This is a genomic window from Vitiosangium sp. GDMCC 1.1324, assembly GCF_003044305.1.
GTDB lineage: Bacteria > Myxococcota > Myxococcia > Myxococcales > Myxococcaceae > Archangium.
In genome coordinates this window covers 27,830-43,345 of the sequence record NZ_PZOX01000018.1, presented here as the reverse complement: position 1 = coordinate 43,345, position 15,516 = coordinate 27,830, and the positions used below count along the sequence as shown (strand labels likewise).

The window sequence follows — 15,516 nt, the reverse complement described above, 5'->3', positions numbered from 1 at the left end:
CGGCGCGGTATCGAGCTAGCGGCGGGAGTTCTCAGCAGACGGCTCGGAGAGGTACTTGCGCAAGATCGGCTCTGGCAGCGGAGGCCTGGCGCGGAGTTCCACCTGGGCCTCCTCCTTCACCACTCGAGAGATGAACTCGCCCAGATACTTCTGCACCGAACCTGTCAGCGCGAAGATCACTTGGCCGCCCGAGCCAGACACGCCCAAAGCGAGGAACTCGGAGGGCGCGCGGTGGATGGGCATGATGAAGACGTGCCGCGCAGAGGAGGGACCCTCCGGCCAGAGGGGGGTGTGACGACGGTGCTCGTATGAAGTGGTGCTGCCGGCGACCAGCCCGTTGACGGGCGGAGGCGGAGGTGCCTCGAACTCATGGCCCTCGTGGTGCGGATCATCGGCGTACTTCTTCAGGAGCCACCCTGGCAGTGGAGGACGCGCGTAGAGATCCACGCGAGCATTGTCTCGCGTCATCCGCGTGATGAAGTCGTCCAGGTGAGCGTGTACCTTGCCCCTCGCCACGAAGCAGGGTTTGTGCTTCGAGCCAAGCACTCCAAATGCCACGAAATCCTCCGGAATTGGGACTGGCATGAGAAAGACGTGACGGTGGTCTGCGTCTTGCTCGTTCCAGAAAGTGGCATCGCCGGAGAACTCAAGTTCATAGAAAGGCAGCTTCGGCTTGCTCAAGACTGGCTCCTGTCCCGCAGGTGGAGGCGTTAGGAATGCCCACCCATAAAGACGAAGCCCGACCGATTTGTTACTGGCCTGCCGGCTGATTCACTCGAACAGCAGGACACTGCCGAGCCACCTCGATCCCTTGCCCGCCGCAAGCCATTGCATGCGCACGTCCCGGAGCGCGATGGCGGGGGGAACTTCCTCTCGCATGCGCGCGCGGACTTCGTTGAAGAAGTCTCCGGCCTCCGTGTCCCAGACCTGCGTGGTCGCCGCGAGAACTCCGCGCGCACCCGCATGGATGAAGGCTGCAGGCAGGCTAAGAGGCTCATGGAGCACATAGGCCGTGTGGGCGGCATGGCAAGCCGCGAGCACGACAAAAGGAGCCCCTTGGAGTGAGGCCTCTCGGACCTGCTGGACTCCCAGCTGCGAACCGTCCTCTCCTTGGGTCAGTTGCAAATAGGAGTCATCCGAGGAGTCATTGATGACACCGTGGGTCACCAAGTCGATCTCGGTCTTGTCCTTCATGGCTTCAATGACCCGCGAGGGCGTCGCCTCGGCACCGCTAAGCGTGGCAGGGACTTCCTGGGGACCAAAGTCGGGTACCCATCGGTTGAGGCTCTCGAAGGAAGAGTTGGGCGGCAGATTGATCCCAGAGACGACGAGGTGTCGTGCGGGGCCCGTGGGCGGAGTCCTGGGCGCGGAGGCGCGCGTCAGATAGCTCCAGGCGATCTCGGGAGGCAGTAGCCCAGCCCGACCATGGAGCGGAGGCCGGGCGAGTACCTGCACCTGGGAACATGAGCGCAGCGAAGCCAGGAGTTTTTCGGGAACGAGCCCATCCAGCCGGTCCCCCAGCGGCGCACCTCTCGTCTCGTCATCGTAGCCGAGCAGTTCTCCTTGGGAGCCACGCGCGATGAGCAAGGTCCGCTCGGAGTCCACCGCGACCGCCAGCAGGCATTGGACGGGCAGTTCCCCCTGGCCGCGCTCGCGCGCGAACAACTTCAATGCATCCTCGAAGGCACCACGCCGACCCGCATCGAGGATGAGCGAAGTGAAGCTGTAGGCACGCGCCCGTCGAGCCCCCGGATCCTCCAAGAGAGGCTGGGCCTCCGCCGCTTGGATGGCGCGCCACAGCAGGTCGCGGCCCCTCTGCGCGTCTCGCTCGATGTAGAAGCGCCCCTGGACATGGATGGCGATCACGCGCTCGCCAGGGGTCAGAGAGGGAGCGGCGGCATCCAGCGCTCGCTGCAGGTGTTTCTCGTCATCCTCTCCCCTCCGCATCCGCGAGAGATCCGCCAAGGCGAAGGCCCCGCTGAAAGACAGCGGGTTCTGGGTGGCCAACGCTGCGTCCATCTCTCGCCGTGCTTCGTCCACCTGGAGTTTGTGCAGGGCGATCTCCGCGAAGTTCTGGTGTGCACGACGAACCATGTCGGGTTCTCCCCACGCGCGCTCGAGGAGTTCCTCGTAGAGAACGCGAGCCAGGGGTGCATCGTTCGTGTAGCGAGCGACCTGCGCGCGGTTCCACAAGAGGTCCCGCGCCAACCACCACTCATTGTGTTCGAGCGCCTGCCGCCAGCCGGCCTCGGCATGCTGACTCGCCGCCTCGGTCTGCTCGCGCTGGAGGTAGAGGCTGGACAACTCGCGCTCGAGAAAGATGCAGCGGTATTCGAGCCCCCGCGAGGGGCAGCGCCGTAGCGCATCGAGCAATGTCTGGGTGGCAAGACCGAAGCGTCCGTCCACCCTATCGAGATCCGCGCTCTTCTCGGCCGCAAGTAGCTCGAACCAAGGATCGCCACGAGTGCGAGCCTTGTCCTCGAACAGTTTCCGGTAGCGTGCGGTGGTACGTGTCTGGACGATGGCGCCCAGGATCAGGTCGTCTTCTTTCGATGTGATCAACTCCGCGAGAACGTGCTCCTTCTGCTCTGCCGAGAGCCGTCCGAGGGCCAGGGCCGCATAGTCCCGTGATAGCGGTCCACGCCGCTTGAAATCCGCCGCTGCGACTTGGCGTACGTAGTCTTGAAGAACACGGCCTCCCGCTCGCTTGTCGAGTTCATTGGCCAGCGAGAGTAGCGCCAGGACCTGCTCACGACTGGATGCGGAGCGAACCGCATCATAGAAAAAGATCCGAGCGACCGGAGCCTGGGTGAAGTCCCCGGGGAGTTGGGCGGGGCCGAATTCGACCAGCGTGCGCCCCGCTTGGAAGACATGCTCCCATCGCGCGCGATGCTCGGAGGCTTCGCGCTGAAGACTCATGGCTCTCTGGGTCGCCTCATCGGCCCAGCCGGGCTCCTTCAATGATGCAACTTCTGTAAAGGTCCGTGCCGCCATCAGCGGCAGGTCCATCTTTTCCAGCGCCAGACCTCGGTTCCAGAGGGCTTGGGGGTGGCTCGGGTTCTTCTCCAGGGCCCGCGCGGTGTGGCGGAGAGCTTCCTCGGGTCTGTCCGGAAGCAGCATGGCCGCGCGCAGGCTCTCCGCGTCGGGGGAGTCGTCCAGCTTCTCCAGATACTTTTCGGCCTGCTTTGGAATGCCATGTACAAGGTAGGCTACGGCCAGCCCCTTGAAGTCGTGCTCCGCCTGGAGTCGGGCAAGTTCCTCGAGCGGGAGCTCCTCGGAGACTCCCCCCTGCCCCATGGGTTTCGCGGCCGGTCGACGGTGCCGGTCGGCTCCAGGCACGGCAAAACGTGCTTCCATAGGCCGCTCGGGAAGCTCTGCCAGGAACACGTCGTGGCGCTGCACGGGGTGCGAAAATCCACGCACAGCCAACACCGCCAGCAGGGTGACGGCGAAAAGGCCCGCCCCCAGGAATGCGGGGCGCATCCAGTTCATGGAGAACGCGGAATGTGCCGGATTCGTCGGAGCATGTGCCTTGCTGCGCTCAAGATGACGCTTTCCTAGGAACTTGAATTGCAGGAGGTTCGAGAACTGGTGTTGGCACTTGGCACAGTCCGGGAAGTGCTGACGAAATGCCTCTGCCTCCTCGGAAGAAAGCTCGCCGTCCATGAACAATTCGATCTTGTCGCAGGGGCTGGCCATCAGTTCTCCCCGGGAGTGAGATACTTCTGGAAGTGGGCGTACAGCTTCCTCCGAGCGTCATGCAGTCGCTTGCCAACAGTTCCCACTTTGAGGCCCTGCTCCTGCGCGATGTCCCGATAGGACATCCCGGCGGCGTGCAGTTCGAAGGTGGCGCGGGCCTCGGGTTTCAGATCTTCCAAGGCCTCCGTGAACTGCTCGTCCGTAATGGAGTCATACGCCGGAGGAACGAAAGGTTCGGGGGTCGCGACGGCCTCTCCGCGCAAGACGGGGTCCTTCGCGCCCTTCTCCTGGACCTGCAACTTCCGGCAGTAGTCGACGAAGAGGTGTTGGAGGGTATTGTTCAGCCAGTTCGCGCAACTGCGATCACTGGGGAGTGCCTTCACTGAAGCGGAGGCCTTGACGAACCGCTCGATCGTATCCTGTGTCAAGTCCTCAGCGTCGGTCGGATTACGGCAGATGAGCTTCGCCTGCTCCAGCAGCCACTCCCGATGCCGCATGGCGACTTCCCAGGCACGCTGTTGGCTGGTTGCCTGTCTCATCGAGAGCGAAGGCTCCTCAGGTCGTCCATCCGCACCAGGATACGAGAAGGCGGCCCGGTGGCATGGGATTCTTCGACCCGAAGGGCTTCCTCAGGAAGTTGGTCTTCCGTCAGGCCTGGGGCGTATAAGGGTGAAAAATAGGGAGGGGCCATGACGCACGTCGTCTCTTCTAAAGACGTGGAGCGCGCGATTTATTACCCCTCTTCAGGGGCCAAATTTCCATCGTCCGGCGCACGAATCGCCCGTGAGCTTTAGTCGGTGAGCGTTGTGCACCAGCCGGTCGAGGATGATGTCAGCCAGGGTGGCATCGCCGACCACCGCGTGCCAATCCTTCGGAAAGTAGACGCAGTCAGGCCCGCGACCCAATGTGGACGGGTACTTGTGTGACGCCTGGAGGCCATCCGTCGAGTCGCAAAGCTTGAATGGCACCGACGGGGCCCCCCTGATGCCCACCGACAAACTCGCCACGAACGGCGCGAGGCCTCCGTGGCGAGTGCGATTGAATCGGAACCGAAGCGCGGCGAGAGCAACAGGACGGGCACGAGGGCCCTCCTGTCACATCAAGGACTCGGTCAACCGGCCGTAGGCCTCAGAGGCCGCCCCGACGAGCGACTCCAGGTCATCGAGCTCCTCGGCGCCGAACGGCGAGGGCCCACCGTCGATGACGACGAAGCCCACCGTGCGCTGCTGCACCCGGATCGGCGCGGCCACCAAGTGCGAGAACGACTCGCCCAGCGCCGCGAAGAGCGTCTCATCCTCCGGGCTCTCCGGCACGCTGGAGACGACCGCCCGGCCACCTGCCGCCGCCATGGCGAGCAGCGAAGGCGCCTCGAGATCCACCTGCAACGCCGAAACCTCGGGCTTGTTGCTCCCGGGTCCGTATCCTCGCCCCACCTTCGCGATGCCGAACGTCTCGCCCAGCAGGAAGCCTCGCGGGAAACGCCCCTGCGCGTAGGACAGCAGCACCTTGCCCAGCTCGCCGCGCGTCGTCGCCTGCCGCAGTGCCTCGAGCGCATCCTGGAGCGGCACCTGTGGGGCGCTCGCGGCGTTCCCGTCTGGAGTGCCCTCGGGTCCGCCCACCGGGGAGTCATCCCATCCGGTGAAGGTCTCGGCGGGTGCCTCCGCTGATTCCGGCGCACTCGCGGCCGGCTCGGCGGAGGGATCCCACGTCGGGATGAACTCATGCACGGACGCCAGTTGGAGTTCCCCCTCGGGGAATGCACCTGGGTCGGTGGAGCTCACATCCTGCGACGAGAAGTCCACCTCGATGGCCCGCCGAGACCACGAGGACCCGGCACCCGAGCCAATGTGGTCCAGCGGAGAGGCCACCTCCAGCTCCCCAGCGGGCGCCGATGGCAGCTCGACTGGCTGCACGGGAGCGGCCCTGGACGGCTTTGGAGCGGCCGGAGTTGCCTGGACACTGGACACCGGTGCGGCGGGCTCCTTGGCGGGAGCAGCGGACGCACCGGCCTCGGCGACCGGCGAAGGAGCCCGCTTCTCCGGCTCCGGCGCGGCGGCCGGCGTCGGAGGCGCTTCCTTGGGAGCCTCAGGAGCAGGAGCAGCCTGCGCGGAAGCAGGAGCCGATGCCGCGGGCGGAGCAACGACCGCCTCACCCGATGCGGGAGTCACCTCGGGCTTGCGCGCGGGCTCCGAAGAGGCCGCCGCAGGCTTGACCTCCGGCATCGGAGCAGCAGGCGCGGTCTGGGCGGGAGACGTGCTCTGAGCGGGCCCCACCGTAGGAGCGGACTGCGCACCAACCGGTGCCGCGGCCTGGGGCGCGGAGGACGCGGCCTGCGGAGGAGCAGCGGTATCCGGAGCGGCTGGAGCCCGAGGAGCAGCAGCCGTGGCAGCAACAGGTGTGGCCTGGGGAGCGGGAGCGCCAGGCGGCACCGTCACTCGCGGAGCAGCACCGGGCGTGGGCTGCGGAGCCCCCGTCCCTGGAGGCGCCGCCTTCGGAGCTGGCACGGGCTGCGGCGACGGACTTGTCCCCGGAGCACTGGCCGGGGCGGCCGTCGCGGATGCGAAACCACCCGGAGGAGGAACCGTCCCGCTCTGCGCCGGTGCCGATGGAGGCGCCCCCGTGGGAGGCGCGGCCGCCGGCACGGGACGAACAGCAGCAGTCGAAGGATCCTGGCGCGGGGACATCCCCGGAGGCGGAGCACCACCAGGCGGACGCGCCGTCATGGGCGCAGCCGGAGCAGGAGCCTGGATACCAGGAGGCACGGGCGAGGCCCCTGGTGCCGGAGAACGCACCGCAGCCACTCCCGGCGGAGCCGCCGGAGTCTCAGGAGGACGCACCGTGCTCGCAGCGTGAGGCGGCACCTGTGCCGGGCTCGCACCAGGAGCTGGCGGAGTCCCACCAGGACCCGGAGGAACCGTGGCGGCCGAGGGCTGAGGAGCAGCTGTCCCCGGAGCACCCCGAGGCATCATTCCCGGAGGCAGGTTCTGCCCGGGTTGAGCGGGCCCACCCGCCGTGGGAGCAGCGCCAGCGGGCTTCGCGGCCACCGGTGCGCTCGGCGCAGCGGGCGTCGCGGGTGCGGAAGGTTGAGAGGGCGCGGCACCAACCGGTGCGCCAGCCGGAGCGGCCGGTGCGCCAGGTGCCCTCGGAGCCGCTGGCTGCTGCGGGACTCCAGCACCCACGGGAGCACCACTGGGAGCGCCCGCCACCCCAGGTGTCACGGGCGCGCCGGCTTGCGGAGGACGAGGAGGCGCGGCCACGTTGGGTGCGGGCTGTCGTGGAGGCACGGCTCCCGGCGCTGTCGAAGCTGCCGCCCCTGGAGGGGGCTGTGCGGGCGCGGCTCCAACCGGTGCGCTCCCCGGAGTTCCCGGCGCGGACGGTGGGCGCGGAGCCGCAGCTCCAGCCGGAGCACTCCCCGGAGCGCCCGGCACCGGCGCGCCTCCCGCTGGAGCCATGGGCCTCGGAGGCACAGCACCCGCAGGCACAGCACCGGGAGCACCAGAAGCACCCGGCGCGGAGGGAGCACTCGCACCGGCAGCGGGCTTCCCGACGGCACCCGTAGCGACCTGGGGCTGAGGAGCCCCCATCGGAGCGGGCCGCATCCCCGGAGGCTGGCCCGGCGCCGCCGACGGAGGCTGCGCCTGCGGAGGATTCTGCCCGACGCCGGCGCCAGGAGCCGAAGTGGGCGCAGGCCCAGGAGCTCCAGGCCGCACGGCGGCGCCTGGTGGCTGCGCGGGACTCGGAGCCACGGGAGCTCCCGCGGGCGGCGGCCTCGGCGGAGCCCCCGGAGCCGGCGGTGCCGAAGCGGGCGCCACCTGCGACGGCTGCGCGGGAGCCGCGGGCCGCTGCGCGACCGGAGCGCCCTGCCCCACCGCGGGCTTGGGCTGTCCCGGGCGGACGGGGCGCGTCGGCTTGGGGATGCCGTAGTGCTTCTCCAGCAGGTGGAAGAGCCGCAGTTCCATCACGAGTGAGGGAACGATGCGCATGCCCGTGGCGAAGCCGAGCGCCTCCACGTGCTTCGGATCCTGCGGATTCACCATGGCCACGCGCAGGCGCCGGCCCTCCAGCGCCAGCGGGAACGCCAGGTGATTGCGCACCTGCTCGGGCTTGAGCAGCGCCACGGTCTCGGGCGTCACCGCCTCGAGCTCCGCTTCCGTCGCCAGAGGGAAATGGAACACGTCCGCCAGCGCTTGTCCCAACGTGGCCATGTCGAGCACACCCAGCTCGACCAGGTTGGTACCCAGGCTGCCGCCGTAGATGAGTTGTGACTTCAGCGCCTCATCGAGTTGCGCCTGCGAGATGAGGCCCTTGCGGACCAGTTGCGCTCCGAGCTGTTCGCCCATGCCGGGCCGATACTAGACCGGTCCACGGCCCGGAGCGCACGGACCTCGTGCAGGTCGTGCGGCAGCCCACAGCCACGCTCGACTGCCCCGCCTCCGAGCTAGTAGGCGTTCTTCGACAGGAAGCCGCCGAGTGCAGTGCGGATGAGAATCTTCAAGTCCATCAGCAACGACCAGTTCTCGATGTAGTACAGGTCGTACTCAATCCGCTTCTGGATGGACGTCTGTCCGCGCAGGCCGTTGATCTGCGCCCAGCCGGTGATGCCGGCCTTCACCTTGTGGCGCAGGTGGTAGCGGGGAATCTGCTTCTTGAACTCCTCGATGAACACGGGCCGCTCGGGGCGCGGGCCCACGAGGCTCATGTCGCCCGTGAGCACGTTGAAGAACTGGGGCAGCTCGTCCAGCGAGTACTTGCGCAGGAAGGTGCCGATGGGCGTGCGGCGCGGGTCATCCTTGCTGGCCATCATGGCGCCCGTCACCTCGGCATCCACGCGCATGGTGCGGAACTTGAGGATGTGGAACGTCTCGCCGTCCATGCCCATGCGCTCCTGGGCGTAGAGCATGGGCCCGCGGCTGGTGAGCTTCACCGCGAGGGCCACGGCCAGCATGATGGGCCCGCTCACGGCGATGGCCACCAGCGCGAAGAGGATGTCGAAGACGCGCTTGGCGACCATGTTCCAGCCCGTCATCGGATCGCCCTGGAGGCTGATGATGGGCAACCCGCCGAACTCCTCGAGCCCTCCGTACAGGGTGACGTACTGGTAGAGATCCGGCACCACCTTCACGTCCACCGTGCGCAGCGCGAGCTGCTCCATGAGCGGCTTGACGGCGGCCTGGTCCTCGAGCGGCACGGCGATGATGACCTGATCCACCGGGCGAGCATCCAGCACGGCGTCCACGTCCTTCACCTGGCCCAACACCGGCACGCCGCGCACCTGCTGGCCCACCTTCTCGGGGCGCAGCGTGAGCATGCCCACCACGCGGAAGCCCAGCTCCTTGTGGCCCTCGACCGTCTCGACGACGCGCTGGCCCAGCTCGCCCGCGCCAATCACCAGGATGGACTTGAGGTTGAAGCCGCGCCGGCGCACCTCGTTGAGCACCGCGCGCAGCACCAGCCGCACCGCCGACACTCCCACGAACGCGTAGCCGGACACGAAGGCCAGCATCAGACGCGAGTAGCGCTCGCGCGTGAAGTACGTGAGCGCCACCACGATGAGCGTGGCCATGATGGTGGCCTTGAAGACCTCGAACACCTCGCCGATGTGCGTGCGCGCCCGGTTGGTGGCGTACAGCCGCGCCTGCCGGTAGGTGACGGGGAAGACGATGAGCACCGTCGCCAGCGACACCAGCGTCTCATCCAGGGGCGGCAGCCCGTAGGGAGCGGGAATGGGGCCCAGGAAGCGGGAGACGTACGCGAGCGCGAACGCCAACGTGAGCATCACCACGTCGGCTGCGACCTTGATGGACGTGTAGAAGCGCTGGAACCGGCTGAACACGCGGGCCTCCTGTGGCCTGCAGAACGCACGGCCGCGACCTGCAATCGTCGCACCCCGCACCCACGAGCCGTCCGTAACCGGACAGCCCCCGCGGCCGGTGGGCTCGTAACACGGAAAGCGCCCGGAATCCAAGGGGTTGCCCCGGCATGTACCCCACGGTGCGGCCCGGAGAGCAGGCAGGCCCGCCCTCGGAAAAGACATCCGCCAGGACAGCGGTGTCAGGGTACGGAGGCACGGACGGACACAGGGGAGGAAATCCCCAGGAGCGTGTCCGCCTCGGCCTTCACCGCGCGCTGGAAGGCGGCCCGGCTGAAGCGCTCGGCCTGGGCGCGGGCGTCCGCCGGACGGAAACCGGGCTCCCACTGCTCGAAGCGGCGCACGGCCTCCACCAGCGCCTCGGGCGTCTGCGCGTCGAAGAAGAGGCCCGTGCGAGGGCTGACCGTCTCCAGCGCCCCACCCCGCCCGTAGGCGATGACGGGACGGCCACAGGCCTGGGCCTCGAGCGGGACGATGCCGAAGTCCTCCTCGGGGGTGAAGATGAGGGCACGCGCATCACGGTACAGGCCGGCGAGCGCCTCGTCCGACACGGGGCCGAGGAAGCGGATGTTCTCGGGCAGCGGCCCCGAGGTGAGCCGGGCCGCCTCCTGCCCCGTGCCCACCACCCACAGCGGCGCGTCCAGGTGACGGAAGGCCTCGAGAGCGATGTCGAGCCGCTTGTAGGGAGCGAAGGCGCCGAGCCACAGGAAGTACCCGCCCTGGCCGAGCCCCTCGAGCGGGTGCTGACAGAAGCGCTCGAGCGCGACGGGCGGGTAGACCACGGTGGCGTCGCGACCCCAGAAGCGGCGCACCTTGCCGGCGATGTGCTGGCTGTTGACGAGGATGCGGTCCACCCCGTCGGTGCTCTCGCGGTCCCACTTCTGGAGCCAGGGCCGCACGGCGTGCGCGGCAGCCCGCACCGGCAACGAGGCCCGCCCCGGCCCGAAGTAGTCGTCGAACAGATCCCACATGTACCGCATGGGCGCGTGCACGTACGCGAGGTGCTTCGCCCCGAGAGGCTTGCGGATGCCCTTGGCCACGCAGTGACTCGAGGAGATGACGAGGTCATACCCCTCCAGACGCATGGACTCGATGACGAAGGGGAGCACCGGGAGGAAGTGCCGGTAGAGCTTGTGGATGCGGGGGATGCGCTGGAGGACGGAGGTGTGGATGGGCCGAGCCTCGATGCGCGGGTGCACGACACCGGGACGGTGGACGAGGGTGTGGATGTCGGCCTGCGGGAACAGTTCGCACAGTGCCTCGAGCACGTGCTCACCGCCGCGCTGGGTGACGAGCCAGTCGTGGACGAGGGCAACCTTCACGGGCGCGCCTTGTACCACCGCTCGGCCCGGATGCCGACAACCAGACGAGCGAGCCCCCCACTCTGCCCCGCGCGTGTGGTAGTGGCAGGGGTGTGGCGAGCGTCCTCATCGACCTGCGGATGGTCCGTGGCCGGCTGCACGGCATCGCGCGTTACGCGCTGGAGCTGGCGAGCCGGCTGCCGGCGCTGGCCCCGGACCTGAGCTTCAGCGGGCTCACGGGCCCCGAGGGGCTGCCCGCGGGGCTGGGCGCCCTCACGCCGCGCATCCCCCTGCACCGCTGCCCGGTGGGCTTCCTGTCGCCGCTGGAGCAACCGGCGCTCGCCGCCTCGCTCGTCCGGCTGGGGCCCGACCTGTTCCACGCGACGTCCTTCTCGGTACCAGCGCTGTGGCCCGGACGGCTGGTGGCCACGCTGCACGACGCCAACCACCTGGTGCTGGCGGAGGAGTACGGCCCGGGCCGCCGCGCCTACTACAAGCTGGTGGTCGGCCCGAGAGCGAAGACGGCGCGGGCGCTCATCACCGTCTCCGAGTTCTCCCGCGCGGAGCTGGCGAGGGAGCTCGGACTGTCGCCCTACCGCCTGCAGGTGATTCCGAATGGCGTGGACGCGCGCTACCAGCCGCAGACGGCCTCGGAGCTGAAGGACTTCCGCGAGCGCCGGGGGCTGCCGCAGCGCTACTTCCTCGCTGTGGGCAATACGAAGGCCTTCAAGAACCTCGGGCTGCTGGCGGAGATCGCGCCGTCGCTGCCTGTGCCCATCGTGCTGTTGGCGGGCAAGGGCGCAGTGTGGGAGCTCGGCTTCCCGGACTCGACGATCGAACTGTCCGAACTGCCCGAGGACGACATGCCGCGACTCTACGGAGCCGCGACCGCGCTCTTGATGCCTTCGCGCTACGAGGGATTCGGATTGCCTCCGCTGGAGGCCATGGCATGCGGCACTCCGGCGGTGGTGGCGCGCACCTCGTCACTGCCGGAGGTGGTGGGCGAGGCCGCACTGTTGCTCCCACCGGACGACGCGAACGCCTGGCGCGAAACAATGCTGAGGCTGCTGCGCGACGATGCCCTGCGCCGCGAACTGTCGGAGAAGGGCCGCGAGCGAGCCGCGCACTTCAACTGGGACGACTGCGCGCAGCGGACGCTGGCCACCTACCGCCGAGCGCTCGAGTCACGCTGAGCACGAGGATTCACAAGGCTCGTGCAAAAAAGACAAGTAGGTACCATCCGAAATGAGCACACACGCGATGAAAATATCCTTCGCACAGCGAAGAATCGGCTCCGCGCTCCTCTGTCTACTGCTTGTTTCCTGTAGTGCCACCCGCCACTCGATTCCCGATCCCACAAGCGCACAGGAGCTGGCCAGATACGTGCTCGTCATTGAAGAAACGCCGGATGGGCAGGTGAACCACACCTGGAAGCCCATCAAGGATTTCGACTTGACGAAATATCCCTACCACTCAAGCCACAGTGGGCTTGCTGGAAGGTTCGTGCGCGTCGCGACGTCGTCCCCCCATTGCGAGGCCAAGCGGCAGAGCTGCACTGACCTGTGCACGAGCAGCCCCAGACCCATCCCGATCGAAGGTGCCAGGTACCCGAGCTACCTGGGGTCATGGGCGAAGAATAGGGGCCGCTGGTGCGAAAGCACCTGCACGCATTTCTATCAAATGTGCCTCAACGGGCGGGGCCCCTGGGCCGAGCAGCAGGCTCGAGAGTTCACACAGGTGGATATCGCTGTTGAATGGATCAAGAGCCACCGAGCGGAAATCGTGACGGGCACCATTGTCGTCATCGCCGGGGTGGCTTTTGTCGCCGCGATTGCAGGTTCGGGAGGAGGCGTTCTTTTCTTCGCGCCGCTCCTGGCCGTGGCATCGGCAGATCCGGCGTCGGAATTGTCCGCTGACTCGCGAGTCGCCGAGGTACTGAATGCGAATCCATGACCTCCTCAACGAAGCCTCGCGCTTGATTGGAAACCAGCAGCGAGCGGCTGAATCCACCGGGAACGAGGAAGAGGTCGCCCTCTGGCGGTACCTGCGCGAGCACTGGGTCTTCGCGGTCATGACCGGCCAGGTGTACGTCTTCGAGGACTACCTCGCCGGCCTCGCTCCCGCGCGCACCTCCTACGTGAGTGGCGCCTTCAACGCGCACGCGGATGCGAGGTCCAAACAGGCGATGGCCATGCTGCTCCGGACCCTGGATGAAATGGAAGAGCCAGAACGGAAACGACAGCTCCTCATCCTCATCGACCTGCTCAACTTCATCACGGCCACCGATCGACAAGAGGCCCTCGCACGCTATCTTGAGGATTCTCGTTCCGATGCCCCTCCACCCGTCCTCGCCTTTTTCGATACTCGCGAGGAGGCAGATGCCTGGCTGAGTCAGCTCGCGGAACCACCCAGCTATGGCCATGTGATGATCGGCGACGAGTATTTCGAAATCTGGTATTCACGCGAGGATGGCGTTCGCGAGCTTTTCCGCGACCATGGGATGGATCTGTTCTTCGAGGATTTCGAATCGAAGCCCCTGCCGCCCCCCGCTGCGTCGTTCAACACTCGCGAGGAGGCCATAGAGTGGTTGGCGAGTCACCCCGTCTCTCCAACGGCCCTGGTGACCATCGCGGGTGAATACTATCACGCCGCGTATTACAAGAAGTTCAACCGCCACACCCTGCTTGCCCTTTCGCGTCTGAGAGAATGGAGGGCGAAGAGGAAAGCCGAAATGGAACAGGAGGAGAGTGCAGAACCAGAGCCCTCCGAAGTTTGAAAGAAGAGTGCCGCTCAGTGAGCCGCCTGTTGGCCGTCCGCGACGAAGGACGCAGCGGGCTCGGTCCGCTCCAACTCCTCCGGATTGAGCCGGAACCAGCGCGCGACGAGCAGCACCTCCTGTGCCTCATGGGCTCGCAGTCCGATGGTCTTCGGTTGCGGTCGCTTGAAGATCTCGCTCACCTTGTTCTCCAGGGCGCGGCGCTCCTGGACCGTGCGTGGAGGGGTGAGTTCCTCGCGTACGCTGCCCCGGCGCACGATGTAGACGCGATCCTCTCCCTCGTGACCCGGAACTGTGTAGACGAAGGACAGGCGCTCCACGAACTGGCCAATCTGTAGCAACTCGGCCTGTATGCGCTCCAGCGTCGCCGCCCGATCACGCAGTTCGGCGGCGTATTCGAATTGGAGGCGCCGGGCCGCGACGCTCATGCGCTCTCGCAACAGGGACAGCGGCTCATCCGTCAATCCGTTCAGGAAGTCACGCGCCTTGGCGACTCGCGCCAGGTATTCGGTGCTCGTGCATCCACCGGCACACGGGGCCACGCAGCGCCCGAGCTGGCCTCGCATGCAGCGCGGATCCTCTTGCTGGCGGAAGAGTTGGCTCTGATCCGCCAGCCTCATGGGCGTATCCGAGGAACAGTCGCGCAGCTCCAGCAAGTCACTCACCGCCCGCACCGCCTCGGTGGCGCCCTGCCGTCCTCGTAGTGGTCCGAAATACTCGGCTCCATCGTTGATGACGTGGCCCACCACCAGCAGCCGGGGCACGGCCTCGCGCGTCAGCTTGATGAAGCACAGAAGGTTGTCGCGCTTGTGCTCCACGTTGTAGAGCGGCCTCCAGCGCTTGATCAGCCGGAACTCCTCCAGCAGCGCGGCGAACTCGCTCGGGACGTAGTCCCACTCCACTCCGTGCGCGTGCCCGATGATTTCCGCTGCCTTCTCCCCTCGCTGCGCCCGGAAGTAGGACAGCAGCCGCGTACGCACCCGCACCGACTTGCCCACGTAGAGCACCTCTCCCGAAGGTCCCCGCATGCGGTAGACCCCGGGACGGTTCTCGGCGCGGGCTCGGACGTCCTCTCGGAGTTGTTCGAGACGCTGTGCGCTCATGTGGCGAAGGCCCGGCACGCAACACACCGGGGCCGCCCACGGTACAGCGCACGCACATCAACCACAGACAGCCAGCGAGGCGTGCGCCTCGTGCATGGCCGTGGAGCGAGTGGCGGAGCAGGCGGTCACCGGGCACCCGTCGAGGCTGCCCGGCCTCCGCTCCGGCTCAGCTCGGAAGCTCTACTGGCCCTGGCAGTCCGCCAGGTCGTACTTGAAGTCCCGGCGCGGCGTGTAGCCGGGGTTCTGGTTGACGGCCGCCACGTTCAGCTCCTGGTAGGTGTACTCGGGGCCGTTCGTGAGCGGGAGTTGCGTGTTGGCGATGCGCGTGCTCCACAGCGCCACCTTGCCGATGGTGCCGTTCGACTCGAGCTTGTAGCAGGTCACGATGCGCGAGTCGGTCGTCGACACGCGGCACGAGGTGTACGTGCCGAGCACCTCGCGCTTCTCGTACTCGCAGCGGCAGTCCCAGGGATCGTAATCCAGGGACACCAGCGCCGCCTCGTAGCCGGTGCTCGTCTGCACGAGCTCGAAGTGCGCGTACTCGTCCTGCGCCTGCTGGCAGTACAGGAGGGTGTTGCTGTTGAGCTTCGCGGCCTTCTTCGCGACCGCCACGGGCGCGGGCGCCTGCTGGGTCGTGGGCGGCTGGTTCTCGGTGGGCTGCGGGTCCGTCGCGGAGTTGCAGCCGACGTTCACGAGGGTACAGACCGCCGCCATTGCCATGGTGTTGAGCCAGGAGTTCTTCACAGGCATTCCTTTCCCGAAATCGGG

General features: G+C 67.2%; 13 protein-coding genes and 1 pseudogene. 4 read left to right on the top strand and 10 right to left on the bottom strand.

The genetic code is table 11. The features are described from left to right. Positions 1-15 precede the first annotated feature (15 nt). The 5 genes from DAT35_RS39715 to DAT35_RS61320 all read right to left on the bottom strand — a co-directional run bounded on the left by DAT35_RS39715 (position 16) and on the right by DAT35_RS61320 (position 5,921). Positions 16-558, bottom strand: a complete 543-nt coding sequence (locus tag DAT35_RS39715; RefSeq protein ID WP_146210081.1) for a hypothetical protein — start codon at positions 556-558, stop codon at positions 16-18. A gap of 213 nt (positions 559-771) precedes the next feature. Next, on the bottom strand, positions 772-3,699 hold the full coding sequence (locus DAT35_RS39710; RefSeq protein WP_108074678.1) for a CHAT domain-containing protein: 2,928 nt from the start codon (positions 3,697-3,699) through the stop codon (positions 772-774). Further along, positions 3,699-4,238, bottom strand: coding sequence for an RNA polymerase sigma factor (locus tag DAT35_RS39705; protein WP_108074501.1), 540 nt, complete (start codon positions 4,236-4,238; stop codon positions 3,699-3,701). The genes DAT35_RS39710 and DAT35_RS39705 overlap by 1 nt, the downstream gene beginning before the upstream one ends. Before the next feature lie 204 nt (positions 4,239-4,442). After that, positions 4,443-4,556 carry an ATP-binding protein gene (locus tag DAT35_RS39700; protein ID WP_369946314.1) on the bottom strand — a complete coding sequence of 38 codons (114 nt, stop codon included), beginning with the start codon at positions 4,554-4,556 and terminating at the stop codon, positions 4,443-4,445. Positions 4,557-4,793: 237 nt separating this feature from the next. Beyond that, positions 4,794-5,921, bottom strand: a complete 1,128-nt coding sequence (locus DAT35_RS61320; protein ID WP_233261997.1) for a GAF domain-containing protein — start codon at positions 5,919-5,921, stop codon at positions 4,794-4,796. 851 nt (positions 5,922-6,772) lie between these two features. Here DAT35_RS61320 and DAT35_RS61315 point away from each other — a divergent pair. Then, positions 6,773-7,258, top strand: a complete 486-nt coding sequence (locus DAT35_RS61315; protein WP_233261996.1) for a hypothetical protein — start codon at positions 6,773-6,775, stop codon at positions 7,256-7,258. A gap of 412 nt (positions 7,259-7,670) precedes the next feature. Here DAT35_RS61315 and DAT35_RS62510 read toward each other — a convergent pair. The 3 genes and pseudogenes from DAT35_RS62510 to DAT35_RS39685 form a co-directional block, all read right to left on the bottom strand. Next, a pseudogene (locus tag DAT35_RS62510) lies at positions 7,671-7,904 on the bottom strand (hypothetical protein); the annotation flags it as partial. Positions 7,905-8,137: 233 nt separating this feature from the next. Beyond that, positions 8,138-9,532, bottom strand: a complete 1,395-nt coding sequence (locus tag DAT35_RS39690) for an undecaprenyl-phosphate glucose phosphotransferase (RefSeq protein ID WP_108074499.1) — start codon at positions 9,530-9,532, stop codon at positions 8,138-8,140. Between the two features lie 218 nt (positions 9,533-9,750). Beyond that, a complete protein-coding gene (locus DAT35_RS39685; protein ID WP_108074498.1) occupies positions 9,751-10,890 on the bottom strand; it encodes a glycosyltransferase in 1,140 nt (379 codons plus the stop codon). A gap of 119 nt (positions 10,891-11,009) precedes the next feature. On the opposite strand from DAT35_RS39685, the gene DAT35_RS39680 reads away from it, so the two are divergent. The 3 genes from DAT35_RS39680 (at position 11,010) to DAT35_RS39670 (ending at position 13,645) form a co-directional block, all read left to right on the top strand. Continuing rightward, complete coding sequence (locus DAT35_RS39680) at positions 11,010-12,062, top strand: glycosyltransferase family 1 protein (RefSeq protein ID WP_108074677.1); 1,053 nt, start codon at positions 11,010-11,012, stop codon at positions 12,060-12,062. Positions 12,063-12,252: 190 nt separating this feature from the next. Then, positions 12,253-12,822 carry a hypothetical protein gene (locus DAT35_RS39675; protein WP_108074497.1) on the top strand — a complete coding sequence of 190 codons (570 nt, stop codon included), beginning with the start codon at positions 12,253-12,255 and terminating at the stop codon, positions 12,820-12,822. Beyond that, complete coding sequence (locus DAT35_RS39670; protein ID WP_108074496.1) at positions 12,809-13,645, top strand: hypothetical protein; 837 nt, start codon at positions 12,809-12,811, stop codon at positions 13,643-13,645. Before DAT35_RS39675 ends, DAT35_RS39670 begins: the two co-directional genes overlap by 14 nt. A gap of 14 nt (positions 13,646-13,659) precedes the next feature. Here the strand turns inward: DAT35_RS39670 and DAT35_RS39665 are convergent, their stop codons facing one another. Both DAT35_RS39665 and DAT35_RS39660 read right to left on the bottom strand, forming a co-directional pair. Beyond that, on the bottom strand, positions 13,660-14,748 hold the full coding sequence (locus DAT35_RS39665) for a UvrB/UvrC motif-containing protein (RefSeq protein ID WP_108074495.1): 1,089 nt from the start codon (positions 14,746-14,748) through the stop codon (positions 13,660-13,662). 180 nt (positions 14,749-14,928) lie between these two features. Further along, entirely contained in the window at positions 14,929-15,492 is a 564-nt protein-coding gene (locus DAT35_RS39660; RefSeq protein ID WP_108074494.1) for a hypothetical protein, read from the bottom strand. Between the last annotated feature and the right edge of the window lie 24 nt (positions 15,493-15,516).

What these genes read in the sequence shown, in the direction of transcription:
- DAT35_RS39710 (WP_108074678.1), bottom strand. Translation starts at nt 3,699, where the DNA reads ATGGCCAGCCCCTGCGACAAGATCGAATTGTTCATGGACGGCGAGCTT.
- DAT35_RS39705 (WP_108074501.1), bottom strand. Translation starts at nt 4,238, where the DNA reads ATGAGACAGGCAACCAGCCAACAGCGTGCCTGGGAAGTCGCCATGCGG.
- DAT35_RS61320 (WP_233261997.1), bottom strand. Translation starts at nt 5,921, where the DNA reads ATGCCGGAGGTCAAGCCTGCGGCGGCCTCTTCGGAGCCCGCGCGCAAG.
- DAT35_RS39680 (WP_108074677.1), top strand. Translation starts at nt 11,010, where the DNA reads ATGGTCCGTGGCCGGCTGCACGGCATCGCGCGTTACGCGCTGGAGCTG.
- DAT35_RS39670 (WP_108074496.1), top strand. Translation starts at nt 12,809, where the DNA reads ATGCGAATCCATGACCTCCTCAACGAAGCCTCGCGCTTGATTGGAAAC.
- DAT35_RS39665 (WP_108074495.1), bottom strand. Translation starts at nt 14,748, where the DNA reads ATGAGCGCACAGCGTCTCGAACAACTCCGAGAGGACGTCCGAGCCCGC.